14 protein-coding genes and 1 pseudogene are annotated in these 13,963 nt (G+C 72.1%); 9 read left to right on the forward strand and 6 right to left on the reverse strand.

All coding sequences use genetic code 11. The annotated features are described in order from the left end of the window. Positions 1-33 precede the first annotated feature (33 nt). Positions 34-1,521: an AlkA N-terminal domain-containing protein gene (locus tag J2N69_RS31195; RefSeq protein WP_230904947.1), complete on the forward strand. Its 1,488-nt coding sequence runs from the start codon at positions 34-36 to the stop codon at positions 1,519-1,521. A 12-nt stretch (positions 1,522-1,533) separates the two neighbouring features. Beyond that, complete coding sequence (locus J2N69_RS31200; protein WP_230903692.1) at positions 1,534-2,043, forward strand: methylated-DNA--[protein]-cysteine S-methyltransferase; 510 nt, start codon at positions 1,534-1,536, stop codon at positions 2,041-2,043. Positions 2,044-2,089: 46 nt separating this feature from the next. Here J2N69_RS31200 and J2N69_RS31205 read toward each other — a convergent pair whose 3' ends face one another. After that, positions 2,090-2,590, reverse strand: a complete 501-nt coding sequence (locus tag J2N69_RS31205; RefSeq protein WP_230903693.1) for an NUDIX domain-containing protein — start codon at positions 2,588-2,590, stop codon at positions 2,090-2,092. Between the two features lie 279 nt (positions 2,591-2,869). Between J2N69_RS31205 and J2N69_RS31210 the strand changes: the two genes are divergently transcribed. After that, positions 2,870-3,991, forward strand: a complete 1,122-nt coding sequence (locus J2N69_RS31210; RefSeq protein WP_230904948.1) for a glycerate kinase — start codon at positions 2,870-2,872, stop codon at positions 3,989-3,991. Positions 3,992-4,199: 208 nt separating this feature from the next. Here J2N69_RS31210 and J2N69_RS31215 read toward each other — a convergent pair whose 3' ends face one another. Further along, positions 4,200-5,411: an RsbRD N-terminal domain-containing protein gene (locus J2N69_RS31215; protein ID WP_230903694.1), complete on the reverse strand. Its 1,212-nt coding sequence runs from the start codon at positions 5,409-5,411 to the stop codon at positions 4,200-4,202. A gap of 261 nt (positions 5,412-5,672) precedes the next feature. Here J2N69_RS31215 and J2N69_RS31220 point away from each other — a divergent pair, with 261 nt between their 5' ends. From J2N69_RS31220 to J2N69_RS31240, 6 genes and pseudogenes are all read left to right on the forward strand, one after another. Continuing rightward, entirely contained in the window at positions 5,673-6,494 is an 822-nt protein-coding gene (locus J2N69_RS31220) for an ABC transporter ATP-binding protein (RefSeq protein ID WP_230903695.1), read from the forward strand. Between the two features lie 26 nt (positions 6,495-6,520). Beyond that, positions 6,521-6,985: pseudogene (locus tag J2N69_RS36855) on the forward strand (ABC transporter ATP-binding protein); the annotation flags it as partial. 165 nt (positions 6,986-7,150) lie between these two features. Further along, the gene (locus J2N69_RS36860; protein ID WP_443049330.1) at positions 7,151-7,279 is read left to right on the forward strand and encodes an ABC transporter ATP-binding protein C-terminal domain-containing protein; all 129 of its coding nucleotides are present in this window, start codon (positions 7,151-7,153) and stop codon (positions 7,277-7,279) included. Next, the gene (locus tag J2N69_RS31230; protein ID WP_230903697.1) at positions 7,276-8,166 is read left to right on the forward strand and encodes a branched-chain amino acid ABC transporter permease; all 891 of its coding nucleotides are present in this window, start codon (positions 7,276-7,278) and stop codon (positions 8,164-8,166) included. Before J2N69_RS36860 ends, J2N69_RS31230 begins: the two co-directional genes overlap by 4 nt. Continuing rightward, a complete protein-coding gene (locus tag J2N69_RS31235; RefSeq protein ID WP_230903698.1) occupies positions 8,159-9,229 on the forward strand; it encodes a branched-chain amino acid ABC transporter permease in 1,071 nt (356 codons plus the stop codon). The genes J2N69_RS31230 and J2N69_RS31235 overlap by 8 nt, the downstream gene beginning before the upstream one ends. Beyond that, on the forward strand, positions 9,226-10,488 hold the full coding sequence (locus J2N69_RS31240) for an ABC transporter substrate-binding protein (protein WP_230903699.1): 1,263 nt from the start codon (positions 9,226-9,228) through the stop codon (positions 10,486-10,488). The genes J2N69_RS31235 and J2N69_RS31240 overlap by 4 nt, the downstream gene beginning before the upstream one ends. Positions 10,489-10,546: 58 nt before the next feature. Here the strand turns inward: J2N69_RS31240 and pssA are convergent, their stop codons facing one another. From pssA to J2N69_RS31260, 4 genes are all read right to left on the reverse strand, one after another. Next, positions 10,547-11,401 carry a CDP-diacylglycerol--serine O-phosphatidyltransferase gene (pssA, locus tag J2N69_RS31245; protein WP_127911760.1) on the reverse strand — a complete coding sequence of 285 codons (855 nt, stop codon included), beginning with the start codon at positions 11,399-11,401 and terminating at the stop codon, positions 10,547-10,549. After that, positions 11,388-12,044 carry a phosphatidylserine decarboxylase gene (locus J2N69_RS31250; protein ID WP_078593758.1) on the reverse strand — a complete coding sequence of 219 codons (657 nt, stop codon included), beginning with the start codon at positions 12,042-12,044 and terminating at the stop codon, positions 11,388-11,390. The genes pssA and J2N69_RS31250 overlap by 14 nt, the downstream gene beginning before the upstream one ends. 171 nt (positions 12,045-12,215) lie before the next feature. Further along, positions 12,216-13,421 carry an acyl-CoA dehydrogenase family protein gene (locus J2N69_RS31255; protein WP_230903700.1) on the reverse strand — a complete coding sequence of 402 codons (1,206 nt, stop codon included), beginning with the start codon at positions 13,419-13,421 and terminating at the stop codon, positions 12,216-12,218. Positions 13,422-13,423: 2 nt separating this feature from the next. Continuing rightward, the gene (locus J2N69_RS31260; protein ID WP_125516132.1) at positions 13,424-13,957 is read right to left on the reverse strand and encodes a MaoC family dehydratase; all 534 of its coding nucleotides are present in this window, start codon (positions 13,955-13,957) and stop codon (positions 13,424-13,426) included. Positions 13,958-13,963 lie beyond the last annotated feature (6 nt).

Below are 13,963 nucleotides of genomic sequence, written 5' to 3' on the forward strand. Positions count from 1 at the left end.
TGCCGCCCGGGGAGATCCGCGATGCTTGAGCGCATGCACACCGACACCGAGCGCTGTGTACGTGCCGTTCAGTCGAAGGACGCCCGCTTCGACGGCTGGTTCTTCACGGCCGTCGTCACCACCCGCATCTACTGCCGTCCCAGCTGTCCGGTCGTGCCGCCCAAGGCCGAGAACATGACCTTCTACCCGAGCGCCGCCGCCTGCCAGCAGGCCGGCTTCCGGGCCTGCAAGCGGTGCCGCCCGGACAGCACACCGGGCTCGCCCGAGTGGAACCAGCGGGCCGACCTGGTCGCCCGCGCCATGCGTCTCATCGGCGACGGCGTCGTGGACCGCGAAGGCGTCCCCGGCCTCGCCACCCGCCTCGGCTACAGCGCCCGTCAGGTGGAGCGCCAGCTCCTCGCCGAGCTGGGCGCGGGACCACTGGCGCTCGCCCGCGCCCAGCGGGCCCAGACCGCGCGGCTGCTCATCGAGACGACCGCCCTGCCCATGGCGGAGATCGCCTTCGCCGCGGGGTTCTCCTCGATCCGCACCTTCAACGACACCGTCCGTGAGGTCTTCGCGCTCGCCCCCGGGGAGCTGCGCGCCCGCGCACCCAAGCAGGCCGCGGGGGAGCCCACCGCGACGTCCGGGGCCCTCTCCCTGCGGCTGCCGTTCCGCGCCCCGCTCAACCCCGACAACCTCTTCGGCCACCTCATCGCGACCGGCGTCCCGGGTGTCGAGGAGTGGCGCGACGGCGCGTACCGCAGGACCCTGAGCCTGCCCTACGGCCACGGCGTCGTCGCCCTCACCCCGCACCCCACCCACATCGGCTGCCGGCTGAGCCTCACCGACCTGCGCGACCTGACCATCGCCATCAGCCGCTGCCGCCGCATGCTCGACCTGGACGCCGACCCGGCCGCCGTGGACGGGCGGCTGCGTGACGACCCGCTGCTCGCGCCGCTCGTCGACAAGGCCCCGGGGCGGCGGGTGCCCCGTACCGTCGACGAGGCCGAGTTCGCCGTGCGCGCCGTCCTCGGCCAGCAGGTCTCCACGGCCGCCGCCCGCACCCACGCCGCGCGCCTCGTCACCGCGCACGGCACCCCCATCGAGGACCCGGAGCCCGAGGGGGGCCTCACCCACCTCTTCCCGAGCCCGGCGGCCCTCGCCGCGCTCGACCCCGAGGCGCTCGCCCTGCCCCGCAGCCGCCGCACCACCCTGACCACGCTCGTACGCCACCTCGCCGACGGCAGCCTCCGGCTCGGCGCGGAGAGCGGCTGGGACGAGGCCCGCGCCCGGCTCGCCGAACTCCCCGGCTTCGGCCCCTGGACGGTCGAGATCATCGCCATGCGCGCGCTCGGCGACCCCGACGCCTTCCTCCCCTCCGACCTCGGCATCCGGCGCACCGCCCGGCGGCTGGGCCTGCCGCACACCCCCGCCGCGCTCACCGCGCGCGCCGCCGCCTGGCGGCCCTGGCGGGCGTACGCCGTGCAGTACCTGTGGGCCACCGACGACCACCCGATCAACCACCTCCCCGCCGCGTAAAGGGACATCACCATGGAACGACTGCACACCGTCCTCGACAGCCCCTACGGGCCGCTCACGCTCGTCGCCACCGACGGCGTCCTCAGCGGCCTGTACATGTCCGACCAGCGCCACCGGCCGGCGCAGGAGACGTTCGGCGAGCGCGACCCGGCGCCCTTCGGCGAGGCGATCAGCCAGCTCGAAGCCTATTTCGCGGGGGAGTTGAAGGAATTCGACCTGCCGCTGCGCCTGGACGGCACGCCGTTCCAGCGCCTGGTCTGGGACGAGCTGCTGCGCATCCCCTACGGGGAGATCCGTACGTACGGCGAACTCGCCGAACTCCTCGGCAAGCCCGGCGCCTCCCGCGCTGTCGGCCTCGCCAACGGCAAGAACCCGATCAGCGTCATCGTCCCCTGCCACCGCGTCGTCGGCGCCAACGGCAACCTCACCGGATACGGCGGCGGACTCGACCGCAAGAAGCAACTGCTGGCCTTCGAGGGCGGCGGCGTGGGCGTGGGCGGCGGCGCGGACGCCCTCTTCTGAAGCCGGGCTTCTGGGCCGGGGCCGCCGGGCGGCCGGGCGCCGGGCGTCAGCCGACCCGGTGCCCGTCCTCCAGCTCGGCCGGGCCGTCACCGCGCGCCAGCGCGTCGAGCGCGGCCTCGACCCGGCGGGCCGTCGCGCCCAGCAGCAGCCCCGCGACGTCCTCACGGGCCACCAGCCGCCAGGAGAGCAACTCCTCCTCCTGGAGCCTGATCGACTTCAGCTGCTCCGCGTCGAGCACCCCGCCGTCGTACAGGTACGCCACCAGCGGCGGACGCGGATGCAGCGGGCCGGGCGGCACCCAGTCCACGGCGAGCAGCCGCCCGAGCGGCACGTCGAGGCCGATCTCCTCCAGCGTCTCCCTGCGCGCCCCCTGGCGCGGCGTCTCCCCGCTGTCCGACTCGACCGTCCCGCCGGGCAGCGCCCAGCCCTCGCGGTAGTTGGGCTCGACGAGCAGGACCCGGCCCTCCGCGTCCCGGAAGAGCGCGGCGGCCCCGGTCAGGACGCGGGGGAGGCCCGCTATGTACGTGGCGTAGTCCTGAGTGGTCATCGGGGAAGGGTAACGCCGGACCGTTCGCCCGACCGGGACTGATCGATCATTTCTGCGGGTCGGAGACCGGGTAAATGATGAAATAGGGAGGTTTTCCGGCGGGGTGTGGCGTCCCGCTCCGCAGGCGGCCATGGGCAGGGGGCCCCTCCTGCGGTTATGGTCGCAGCGGCGCGACTGCCTTGCCGCGAGCAAGGCCGGAAGCAAGGGGAATGCAAGGTGGCGGACGCTGCAGGGACGGCGGGACGCGGGCAGCAGGTGCGGCGCGAGCAGGCGCGGCACGTGCTCATCGCCGCGGACAAGTTCAAGGGTTCGCTCACGGCCGTGCAGGTCGCTGAGCGGGTGACGGCCGGGCTGCGCGCCGTCGCCCCCGAGGTGCCGGTCGAGGCGCTGCCGGTCGCCGACGGCGGGGACGGCACGGTCGCCGCGGCCGTCGCGGGCGGCTTCGAGCGCCGGGACGTCACCGTCACCGGACCGCTCGGCGACCAGGTGACGGCGGCGTACGCCCTCAAGGACGGCACCGCCGTGGTGGAGATGGCGGAGGCCTCGGGCCTCCAGCTGCTCCCGGAGGGCGTCTTCGCGCCGCTCACCGCCACGACGTACGGCTCCGGCGAGCTGATCCGCGCCGCGCTCGACGCGGGGGCCCGCACCATCGTCTTCGGCGTCGGCGGCAGCGCCACGACCGACGGCGGCGCGGGCATGCTGGCCGCGCTCGGCGCCCGCTTCCTCGACGCGGACGGCGCGCCCGTCGCGCCGGGCGGCGGTCCGCTGAAGGAACTGGCCACCGCCGACCTGTCGGGCCTCGACCCGCGCCTGAAGGACGTCGAGATCGTCCTCGCCAGCGACGTCGACAACCCGCTGACCGGGCCGAAGGGCGCCCCGGCCGTGTACGGGCCGCAGAAGGGCGCGACCCCCGAGGACGTCGCCGCGCTGGACGAGGCGCTCGCCCACTTCGCCGCGGTCCTGGAGAAGTCCATCGGCCCCAAGGCCGCGGAGTACGCGCAGTCGCCGGGCGCGGGCGCCGCGGGCGGCATCGGGTACGGCGCGCTCGTCGGCCTCGGGGCGGGCTTCCGGCCCGGCATCGAGGTCATGCTCGACGTGCTCGGCTTCGCGCCCGCGCTGGAGCGGGCCACCCTCGTGATCACCGGTGAGGGCTCGCTCGACGAACAGACCCTGCACGGCAAGGCGCCCGCCGGGGTGGCCGCGGCGGCCCGCGCCGCGGGCGTCGAGGTCGTCGCGGTCTGCGGGCGCCTCGCGCTGCCGGCTCAGGCCCTCGGCAAGGCGGGGATTCGGCGTGCGTACGCGTTGACCGACATTGAGCCGGATGTGGCGCGGTGCATCGCCGAGGCCGGGCCGATTCTGGAGGAGCTGGCGGCGAGGCTGGGGCGGGACTACTTGGCGTAGGGCCTGGGCGGGTTCCGGGAGGCGTTTGCCGGTCCGGGGGCCGTTGCGGGGTGCGGGTGTGGGGTTGGTTGCTCGCGCAGTTCCTCGCGCCCCTAATGGGGCGTCTGTGTGCGGGGCGTCTGAAGGCCGGGTGCGGGTGTGTTTGGGTTGCTCGCGCAGTTCCCCGCGCCCCTTGCGGGGCGCCCCCGCCAGGTCTCCCGCGCCCCCCTCACCCCGGTGACAGCCTGTGCGCCTCCACCGCCAACGCCACCTCCACCAGGTCCCTCGGTCTCGCCAGCGACCTCGACGTCAGCTGTTCCAGGCGGCGCAGGCGGTTGAAGACCGTGTTGCGGTGGCAGTAGAGGCGGCCGGCCGCCCGTCCCGCCGAGCCCTCGCACGCCAGCCACGCGTCGAGGGTCTCCAGCAGGACCGCGCGGTCCGCCGGCTCCAGCGCGAGGACCTCCCCGAGCACCTCCGTGACCAGCCGCCCGGCCAGCTCCGGCTGGCTCACCACCAGGGCCGTCGGCATCCGCTGGTCCAGGCGTACGATGCCGGTCGCGTCCGGGGGACACGTGCGCAGCGCCAGTTCCGCCAGGCGCCGCGCGTGGCCGAGGTCGGCGAGGCCGTCCACCACGGGGCTGATGCCACCGGGGCCCGGACACCGCCCGTCGAGCAGCCGGGCGAGGCCGTCGAGCCCCTCATCGGCGCCGAGCGCGACCACGCCCACCTCGCAGTCCGTCCGCATCCGCCAGACGAAGCGGAACCCCGGCCGCTGGATCTGCCGGTGGAAGGCCTCACGGCCGTCGCGCCGCTCCGCGCGCAGCACCACCACCGCGTACGGGCCGTGCTCGGGCAGGTCGAGCCCGGCCGCCGCGCGCGCCGCGAGGCCCGGCGCCTGCCGCCCCTCCAGGAGCGCGTCCAGCAGCGCCTGCAACTGCTCGTCGGTGCGCCGCCGCAACTCCAGCTCGGTGGCCCGGTACGCGTCGGACGCGACCGCCGCCTGCGCGTCCACCGCCGACCACACCATCGTCGCCGAACGCATCAGGACCGCCAGCTTCTCCGGGTCCTTGCCCGCCACCCCCTCCAGCAGCGAATCCCACACCAGGTAGCCCGCGTTGCGGTACGAGTGCACCAACAGGTCCAGCGGCAGACCCTGTTGCGCGCGCCGCCGCCCCGACTCCTCCGCGTACTCCAGGTCGAGGCGCGGTGAGGCCCGGGGCGCCGAGATCGCCTCGATGCCGATTCGCATGGCTTCCTCGGCCTCGCGCCAGTGCACGTCGTACGGCAGGACGCGTCCGAACACCGGGGAAAACTCGGACAGTTGCCGCAGGTGCTCGTCGACCAGCTCGGGAACCCGTGGCAGCAGGGCCGTGCACGCCTCCTTGAGGAGCCGCCAGTCGTGGCCGGTGCGCGGCCGTCGGCCGTTCGTGGACCCGCTCACGGAACCCCCATCATCGCGCTCCAGGACGTCGATGGTGCGGAGGATGCCACGGGCCGCCCCCCTCCCGCAGGCCCCTGACACGCGGTCTTGTGCGCGTGCACAACGGCGGACCGCCGCCGCTGGTCCCCCGCAGCGTTTCGCCCGCTGCCCGTGGACGGGCCCGTCCCCGCGGTGCTGGGGTGAGCGCCACGCGACGGCGGACGGGCCGTGCGGGACCTGGAGGGCTGGTACGTGGGTGGTTCCGACATACGAGGTTCCGGAATGCGATATTCCGGCGGCTCCGGACTCGTCGTACGGGAGGTGTCGGTCGGTTACGGCCCCGTACGCGCCCTGCGCCGGGTCTCGCTCGACGTGCCGGACGGCACCGTCGTCGCCGTGCTCGGCGGCAACGGCGCGGGCAAGTCGACGCTGCTGCGCGCCGTCTCCCGCACCCTCGCCTTCCAGGGCGGGGCGCTCACCTCGGGCGGCATCCACTTCGGCGGCACCCGCCTGGACGGCCTCGCGCCGGACCGGGTCGTCGCCGCCGGGGTCTCGCACGTTCCGGAAGGCAGACAGGTGTTCGCCCGCATGACCGTCGCCGACAACCTGCGCGCCGGGGCGCTCGGCTCGACCGGGTCGCGCGCCGCCAAGGCCGACGCCCTGCGCCGCGTCCACGAACTCTTCCCGGTCCTCGCCGAGCGTGGCGCCCAGCGCGCCGGACTGCTCTCCGGCGGTGAACAGCAGATGCTCGCCGTGGGCAGGGCGCTCATGGCCGCCCCGCGCCTGCTGCTCCTCGACGAACCCTCCCTCGGCCTCGCGCCGCTGATGGCCGCCCGCATCGCCGACACCATCCGGGAGATCAACGCCCAGGGCACCTCCGTACTGCTCGTCGAGCAGAACGCCGCGCTCGCCCTGCGGCTCGCCTCCCACGCGTACGTCCTCGACGTCGGCGAGGTCGCCCTGTCCGGCCCCGCCGACGAACTGGCCGCCTCCGACGAGGTACGCCGCCGCTACCTCGGCGTGGTCGACCAGGACGCGGCGGCCGACGCCGGCCAAGGCCTCGGCGCGCTGCCGGCCCTGCCGCGCTGGGAGGCCGGACGGTGACCGCGGAGACCGTACCCCCGCTGGAAGTGCGCGAGCTGACCGTCCGCTTCGCGGGGCTCACCGCTCTGGACGCCGTCAGCTTCACCGTCCGCCCCGGCACCGTGCACGCCGTCATCGGACCCAACGGCGCGGGCAAGTCCACCTGCTTCAACGTCCTGTCCGGCGTCTACCGCGCCTCCAGCGGCAGCGTCCGCTTCGGGGAGCACGAGCTGACCGCCCTGCGCCCGCACGACATCGCCGGACTCGGCGTCGCCCGCATCTTCCAGAACCTCGCCCTGCCGCCGCGCGCCACGGTCGCCGACAGCCTGCTGCTCGGCCGCCACCGCCTGACCCGCACCGGCTTCCTCGCCGCCGGGCTCCGGCTCCCCTCGGCGGCCCGCGAGGAGCGCCTGCACCGTGAACGCGTCCGCGAGATCGCCGCGTTCGTCGGCCTGGAACGCCACCTCGACCAGCCCGCGGGCTCCTTGCCCTACGGACAGCAGAAACTCGCCGAACTGGCCCGCGCCCTGTGCATGGAGCCACGCCTGCTGCTCCTCGACGAACCCGTCGCCGGCATGACCGGCGACGAGCGGCGCCGCACGGCCGCCGTCATCGCGGGCGTCCGCGACAGCCTCGGCATCTCGATCGTCCTGGTCGAACACGACATGGGGGTGGTGATGCGGCTCGCCGACGCCGTGACCGTACTCGACTTCGGGCGCCGCATCGCCGACGGCGCCCCCGCCGACGTACAGAACGACCCGGCCGTCATCCGCGCCTACCTGGGGGAGGGGGACACCCGCCCATGACCACCTTCACCGAGCTTCTCCTCAACGGACTCTCCATGGGCTCCGTCTACGCGCTCATCGCGCTCGGCTTCGTCGTCATCTTCCGCGCCACCGAGGTGGTCAACTTCGCCCACGCCTCGCTGCTCCTCGCGGGCGGCTACATCACCGCCTCCCTCCACGACGACCTCGGCTTCTGGCCGGCGCTGCTCGTCGGCGTCGCGGGCGCGGCCGTCGTCGGGGCCGCCGTGGAGTTCCTCGTCATGCGGCGCTACCGGGGCGCCGACCACAGCGTCCTCGCCATCGTCACCATCGGCGTCGACATCCTGCTCACCACCGAGCTGACCCGGCGCCTCGGCACCGACGTCCTGCCGCTCGGCGACCCCTGGGGCGACGACGTGCTGACCCTCGGCCCGATCTCCCTCGCCCACACCCGCATCGCCGCGTTCGTCGCGGCCGCCCTGCTCATCACCGTCTTCCTGCTGGCCTTCCGCTACACCTCCTGGGGCGTGGCCATGCGCGCCGCCGCCGAGAGCCCGGAGACCGCCGCGCTGATGGGCGTACGGCTCGGCCGCGTCTCCCTGGGCGCCTGGGCGGTGGCCGGGGCGCTCGCCGCCGTCGCCGCGCTGTTCCTGACCGTCTTCCCGACACCGGGCCTGGAGCGCGCCACCTCGCTGGCCGCCCTGAAGGCGTTCCCCGCCGCGATCCTCGGCGGCCTGGACTCCACCACGGGCGCCCTGGTCGGCGGCCTCGTCGTCGGCGTCACCGAGTCCCTCGCCACCGGCTACCAGAGCGAACTGACGTTCCTCGGACGCGGCCTCGGGGACCTCGCGCCCTACCTCGTCATGACCGTGATCCTGCTGATCCGGCCCGCCGGGCTCTTCGGCACGAAGGAGCTCGCCCGTGTCTGACATCCGCCGCACATGCGTCTGGGCGGCCGCGGCCGTGGTGCTGCTCGCCCTCCCCTTCTACCTCGACCGCTTCTGGCTCCAGGCGGGCCTCTTCGCCATGGCCGCCGCGATCGGCGCCATCGGCATCAACCTCCTCACCGGCGCCACCGGCCAGCTCTCCATGGGCCACGCCTTCTTCCTCGCCGTCGGCGCGTACGGCTACTGCGTCCTCGCGGGGGACGGCGGCGACGGCCTGACCGGGCTCGGGCTGCCGACGTGGCTCGCCGCCGCGCTCGCGGTGGCCCTCGCCGGGCTCGCGGGCGGCGTCTTCAGCCCCATCGCCGGACGGCTGCGCGGCGCCTACCTCGGTATCGCCACCCTCGCCCTGATCTTCATCGGACAGCACGTGCTGTTCAACGCCCACGACCTGACCGGCGGCTCCAACGGGCGCGACGTGCCGCCCCTGAGCCTCTTCGGCCTCACCTTCGACGAGCGCGAGGCCGTCGTCGCCGCCGTGCCCTTCGGCTCCGCGGAGAAGCTCTGGTACGCCGGTCTCGTGCTGCTCCTGGCCTGCGGGCTCTTCGCCCGGGGCGTGCTGCGCGGCCGTCCGGGGCGCGCCATGAACGCCATCCGCGACCACCGCGTCGCCGCCGGTGTCATCGGCGTGCCGGTGGCCCGCTACCGCGCCGGGGTCTTCGTCCTGTCGTCGATGTACGCGGGCCTCGCCGGGGTGCTGCTGGCCCTGGTCTTCCAGCGCACGGTGCCGGACTACTTCGGGATGACGCTCTCCCTGGAGTACCTCGCCATGATCGTCATCGGCGGCCTCGGCTCGGTCTCCGGGGCCGTCGCGGGCGCGGCCCTCGTCTCCCTCCTGCCGCAGCTGCTGACCCGCTACAGCGACGCGCTGCCGCTCGTCTCGGCACCGGGCGCGGGCGGGATCTCACCGGGCGAGGCGTCCCGGTACCTGTACGGCGCCGCCGTCGTCGCGGTGGTGCTCTTCCTGCCCGGCGGCCTGGTGAGGATCACCGCCCGGCGCAGCAAACCCACTCCAGGCACCGCACGTACTCCAGGGGAGACAGCATGAACGCAACCACCAGGGCCACGGCGGCCGCCACCGCTCTCGCCGCGCTGCTCGCGCTCACCGCGTGCAGCTCCAAGGCGACCGACGGCGACACGGGCGGCGAGAAGAACGCGGGAGGCGTGAAGACCGGCGAGGGCGTCTCCGGCAAGACCATCGACCTCGGCGTGCTCACCGACATGACCGGCGTCTACGCCACCCTCGGCAAGAGCGTCACCCAGGCCCAGCAGCTCTACGTCGACCAGACCAACGCCGACGGCGGCATCTGCGGCCACCGGCTCAAGCTGACCGTCCGCGACCACGGCTACGACCCGCAGAAGGCCGTCGCCGCCTACACCGAGCTGGAGCCGAAGGTCCTCGGCTTCGCCCAGTTCATCGGCTCGCCCTTCGTGGCCGCCGTCAAGCAGCGCGTCGACGGCGACAAGGGCCTCGTCCTGCCCCAGGCCTGGTCGGCGAACCTGCTCGGCAGCCCGTACGTACGGGTGATCGGCTCGACGTACGACCTGGAGACGATCAACGCGATCGACTTCCTGATGAAGGAGAAGGGCCTCAAGAAGGGGGACAAGCTCGGGCACGTCTACTTCGAGGGCGACTACGGCGAGAGCGCCCTGAAGGGCTCGCGGCACATGGCGGCGAAGGCGGGCCTCACGGTCGTCGAGCAGAAGATCAAGCCGACGGACAACGACATGACCGCGCAGGTCTCCGCCCTGAAGAAGGCCGGGGTCAAGGGCGTCGTGATCAGCGCGGGCCCCCGCCAGGCGGCCTCCCTGGTCGGTGTCGCCGCGGCCGGCCGCTTCGACGTCCCGGTCATCGGCAACAACTCGGCGTTCGCCCCGCAGCTCCTCGCCACCCAGGCGGGCCCGGCCCTGGAGAAGAACTACTACGTGGCCTCACCGACGCTGCCGATCGGCGCGGACACGGCGGCGGCCAAGAAGCTCGTATCCGACTACAAGAAGGCCCACCCGAAGGACTCGCTGGACAACGGCGTGGTGGCGGGCTGGACGGCGGCCTCCGTCTTCGGCGAGGCCCTGAAGAAGGCGTGCGAGGACAAGGACCTCACGCGGGACGGCGTCGGCAAGGCCCTGCTGACCCTCGACGCCTTCGACTCCGGCTTCGGCGTCCGCCAGGACTTCACCGACCCGAAGGCGCCCTCCAGCAGGGAGAGCGTGATCCTCCGGCCGGACAAGGGCGCGACGGGCGGCATGAAGGTGGTCCGGGGGCCGGGCGCGGCCCCGGCGGCGCGCGGCTACACGCCCGGCGGCTGACGGCATGCGAAAGGGGCCCGAACCGAATGGTTCGGGCCCCTGAAGCCGGGTACAGCCGCTACGGCAGCTGCGCGGCGCGGGCCTCGCGGCGGTTGCCCCGGAAGTTGTTCACCCGTCGGGCGGTGGCGAACAGGGGGATCACCGCGCCGAGGACCGCCTGAAGGGCACAGCCGGTCTGGAGGAGCAGCTGGCCGCCCGGCGCGTCGAACGCCCAGGCCGCCAGGAGCCCCATGGCCGCCACGATCCACGCGAGCATGGCCACCGCGAGGGGGCCGCGCGGCTTCGGGTACTCGACGCGGCTGACCATGAGCCAGGCCGTGCCGAGGATCGCCAGGAGCGTCGCCACGAACGGCAGCTCCAGAAGCACGATCGAGACGACCGTGAGCGCCCCGAAGGGCGAGGGCATGCCCTGGAAGGTGCCGTCCTTCACCGTCACGCAACTGAACCGCGCGAGCCGCAGCACCACCGCCAGCAGTACGACGATCGCGCCCAAGGCCGCCACCCGCTGGTGCGCGTCGTCCGCGACCATGCCGTAGACGAGGACGAAGTACGCCGGCGCCAGGCCGAAGCTGATCAGGTCCGAGAGGTTGTCCAGCTCGGCGCCCATCGGCGAGGACCGCAGCTTGCGCGCCACGAGCCCGTCGAAGAGGTCGAAGACGGCCGCGCAGAGCATCAGGATCACGGCGGTCGCCGCGGAGTGCCGCGCCATGCCGCTCTCGGTGCTGCCCTGGAGGTACGGCGTGAGGATGCCGGTGGTGGTGAAGTACACCGCCATGAACCCGCACGTGGCGTTACCGAGAGTGAGGGTGTCCGCTATTGAGAGGCGCAACGAGAGAGGCATCTCCTCGTCGGCCTCGTCCTCCAGGGCTTCCGGCACCCAGCCCGCCTGTGTCTCAGGATCAACCACGGTCAATGCGAGTCACCCCAGCCACGGTCTTCTGACCGACCTCGACGTCCACCTCGACACCCTCGGGGAGGTAGATGTCGACACGGGAACCGAAGCGGATCAGGCCGATCCGCTCGCCCTGCTCCACCTTCGTGCCCTGCGGCACGTACGGCACGATGCGCCGTGCGACCGCGCCCGCGATCTGGATCATCTCGATGTCGCCCAGCTCGGTGTCGAAGTGCCAGACAACGCGTTCGTTGTTCTCGCTCTCCTTGTTGAACGCCGGGACGAACCCGCCGGGGATGTGCTCCACGGACGTCACCGTGCCCGCGAGGGGCGCGCGGTTGACGTGGACATTCAACGGGCTCATGAAGATGGCGACGCGGGTCCGCCCGTCCTTCCACGGCATGATGCTCTGCACCACGCCGTCGGCGGGGGAGATGACCCGGCCCTGAGCGATCTCACGCTCGGGGTCGCGGAAGAACCACAGCATCCCCGCCGCCAGCGCGGTGGCGGGAACGGCGACGGCGGCGGCACCCTTGGAACGGCGCGCGCGGGCGAGGCTGAGTGCCGCGGTGGCGACGGTCGGCAGGAGCCACGGCGATGCTCCGCGAGCAAGGCGTCCCTGGAGAATGCCGTCGCGAGGTGCAGAGGTTTGGCTGTGGGGCATGGATGACCTTCGTAGCGGATGATGCCGCGCGGTGATACGGGGGACGGCGGCTTTCTCCGGATGCTATCGGTTGCGGGCCACAACTGGGCAAGCCAGGAAGCCGAGTCGGCGGCCGAAGAGTGTTGACAGGGTGTGATCTTCTTCGCGAAGAAAACACCCCAAACCGGGCATCTAGCCCTGGAACCGATACTCTTCGAGCAGTCGACGACCAATGATCATTTTCTGGATCTCGGCGGTACCTTCACCGATCAGCAGCATCGGAGCCTCCCTGTAGAGGCGCTCGATCTCGTACTCCTTCGAGAAGCCGTAACCGCCGTGAATCCTGAACGCGTCCTCGACGACTTCCTTGCAGTATTCGGAGGCGAGGTACTTCGCCATCCCTGCTTCGAGGTCGTTTCGCTCCCCGGAGTCCTTTTTGCGTGCTGCGTTGACCATCATCGCATGGGCGGCCTCGACCTTGGTAGCCATCTCGGCCAACTTGAACTGGATCGCCTGGTGCTGGGCGATCGGCTTGCCGAAAGTGTGGCGTTGCTGGGCATACGAGACGCCCAGTTCGAACGCACGCTGCGCGACACCGCAGCCACGCGCCGCGACGTTCACACGGCCCACTTCGACACCGTCCATCATTTGGTAAAACCCTCGGCCGGTGACCCCGCCGAGCACACGATTGGCCGGAATTCGCAGGTCGTCCATGATGAGCTCGGTGGTGTCGACCCCCTTGTAGCCCATCTTGTCGATCTTGCCGGGGATGGTCAGGCCGGGGCGGACCTCGCCGAAGCCCGGCTCCTTCTCCACGAGGAACGTCGTCATCGACTTGTGGGGGGCGGTGCCCTGAGGGTGTCCTTCGTCACTTCGGCACAGAACGGCCACCAAAGTGGACGTACCGCCGTTCGTGAGCCACATCTTCTGGCCGTTCAGGACGTACTCGTCGCCGTCCTTGACACCCTTCGACGTGATCGCCGACACATCGGAGCCGAGCCCCGGCTCCGACATCGAGAACGCGCCGCGCACCTCGCCGGCCGCCATCCGCGGCAGGAAGGTCTCCTTCTGCTCCTGCGTGCCGTGCTGCTTGAGCATGTAGGCGACGATGAAGTGGGTGTTGATGATGCCGGAGACCGACATCCAGCCACGCGCTATCTCCTCGACGCACAGCGCGTACGTGAGCAGCGACTCGCCCAGGCCGCCGTACTCCTCCGGGATCATCAGGCCGAACAGGCCCAACTCCGTGAGACCGTCGACGATCTGCTGCGGGTACTCGTCGCGGTGTTCGAGTCCGGTGGCGACAGGGATGATCTCCTTGTCCACGAAGTCGCGGACGGTGGAGAGGATCTCCTGCTGGACGTCGGTGAGACCGGCGGTCTGCGCGAGTCGGCTCATGGCTACTTCTCCGTGCTCTCGGCGCTCTTGGAAGGGGTGTTCAGCTCCGGGCGGCCGGGCTGCTCGCCGCCGCGCTCCTTGATGTACGTCTCGGTGGGCACCATCACCTTGCGGCGGAACACGCAGACCAGGGTGCCGTCCTGCTTGTAGCCCTTGGTCTCCACGTACACGATCCCGCGGTCCGACTTGGACTTCGACGGCGTCTTGTCGAGGACCGTCGTCTCGCCGTAGATCGTGTCGCCGTGGAAGGTCGGCGCCACGTGCTTGAGCGACTCGACCTCCAGGTTGGCGATCGCCTTGCCGGAGACGTCCGGCACCGACATGCCGAGGAGCAGCGAGTAGATGTAGTTGCCCACGACGACGTTCTTCCCGAAGTCCGTCGTCTTCTCCGCATAGTTGCTGTCCATGTGGAGGGGGTGGTGGTTCATGGTGAGCAGGCAGAAGAGGTGGTCGTCGTACTCGGTGACCGTCTTCCCGGGCCAGTGCTTGTACACGGCGCCGACTTCGAACTCTTCGTAGGTGCGGCCGAACTGCATGGTGTC

It is taken from the genome of Streptomyces huasconensis, from assembly GCF_021028635.1.
Classification (GTDB): domain Bacteria; phylum Actinomycetota; class Actinomycetes; order Streptomycetales; family Streptomycetaceae; genus Streptomyces; species Streptomyces huasconensis.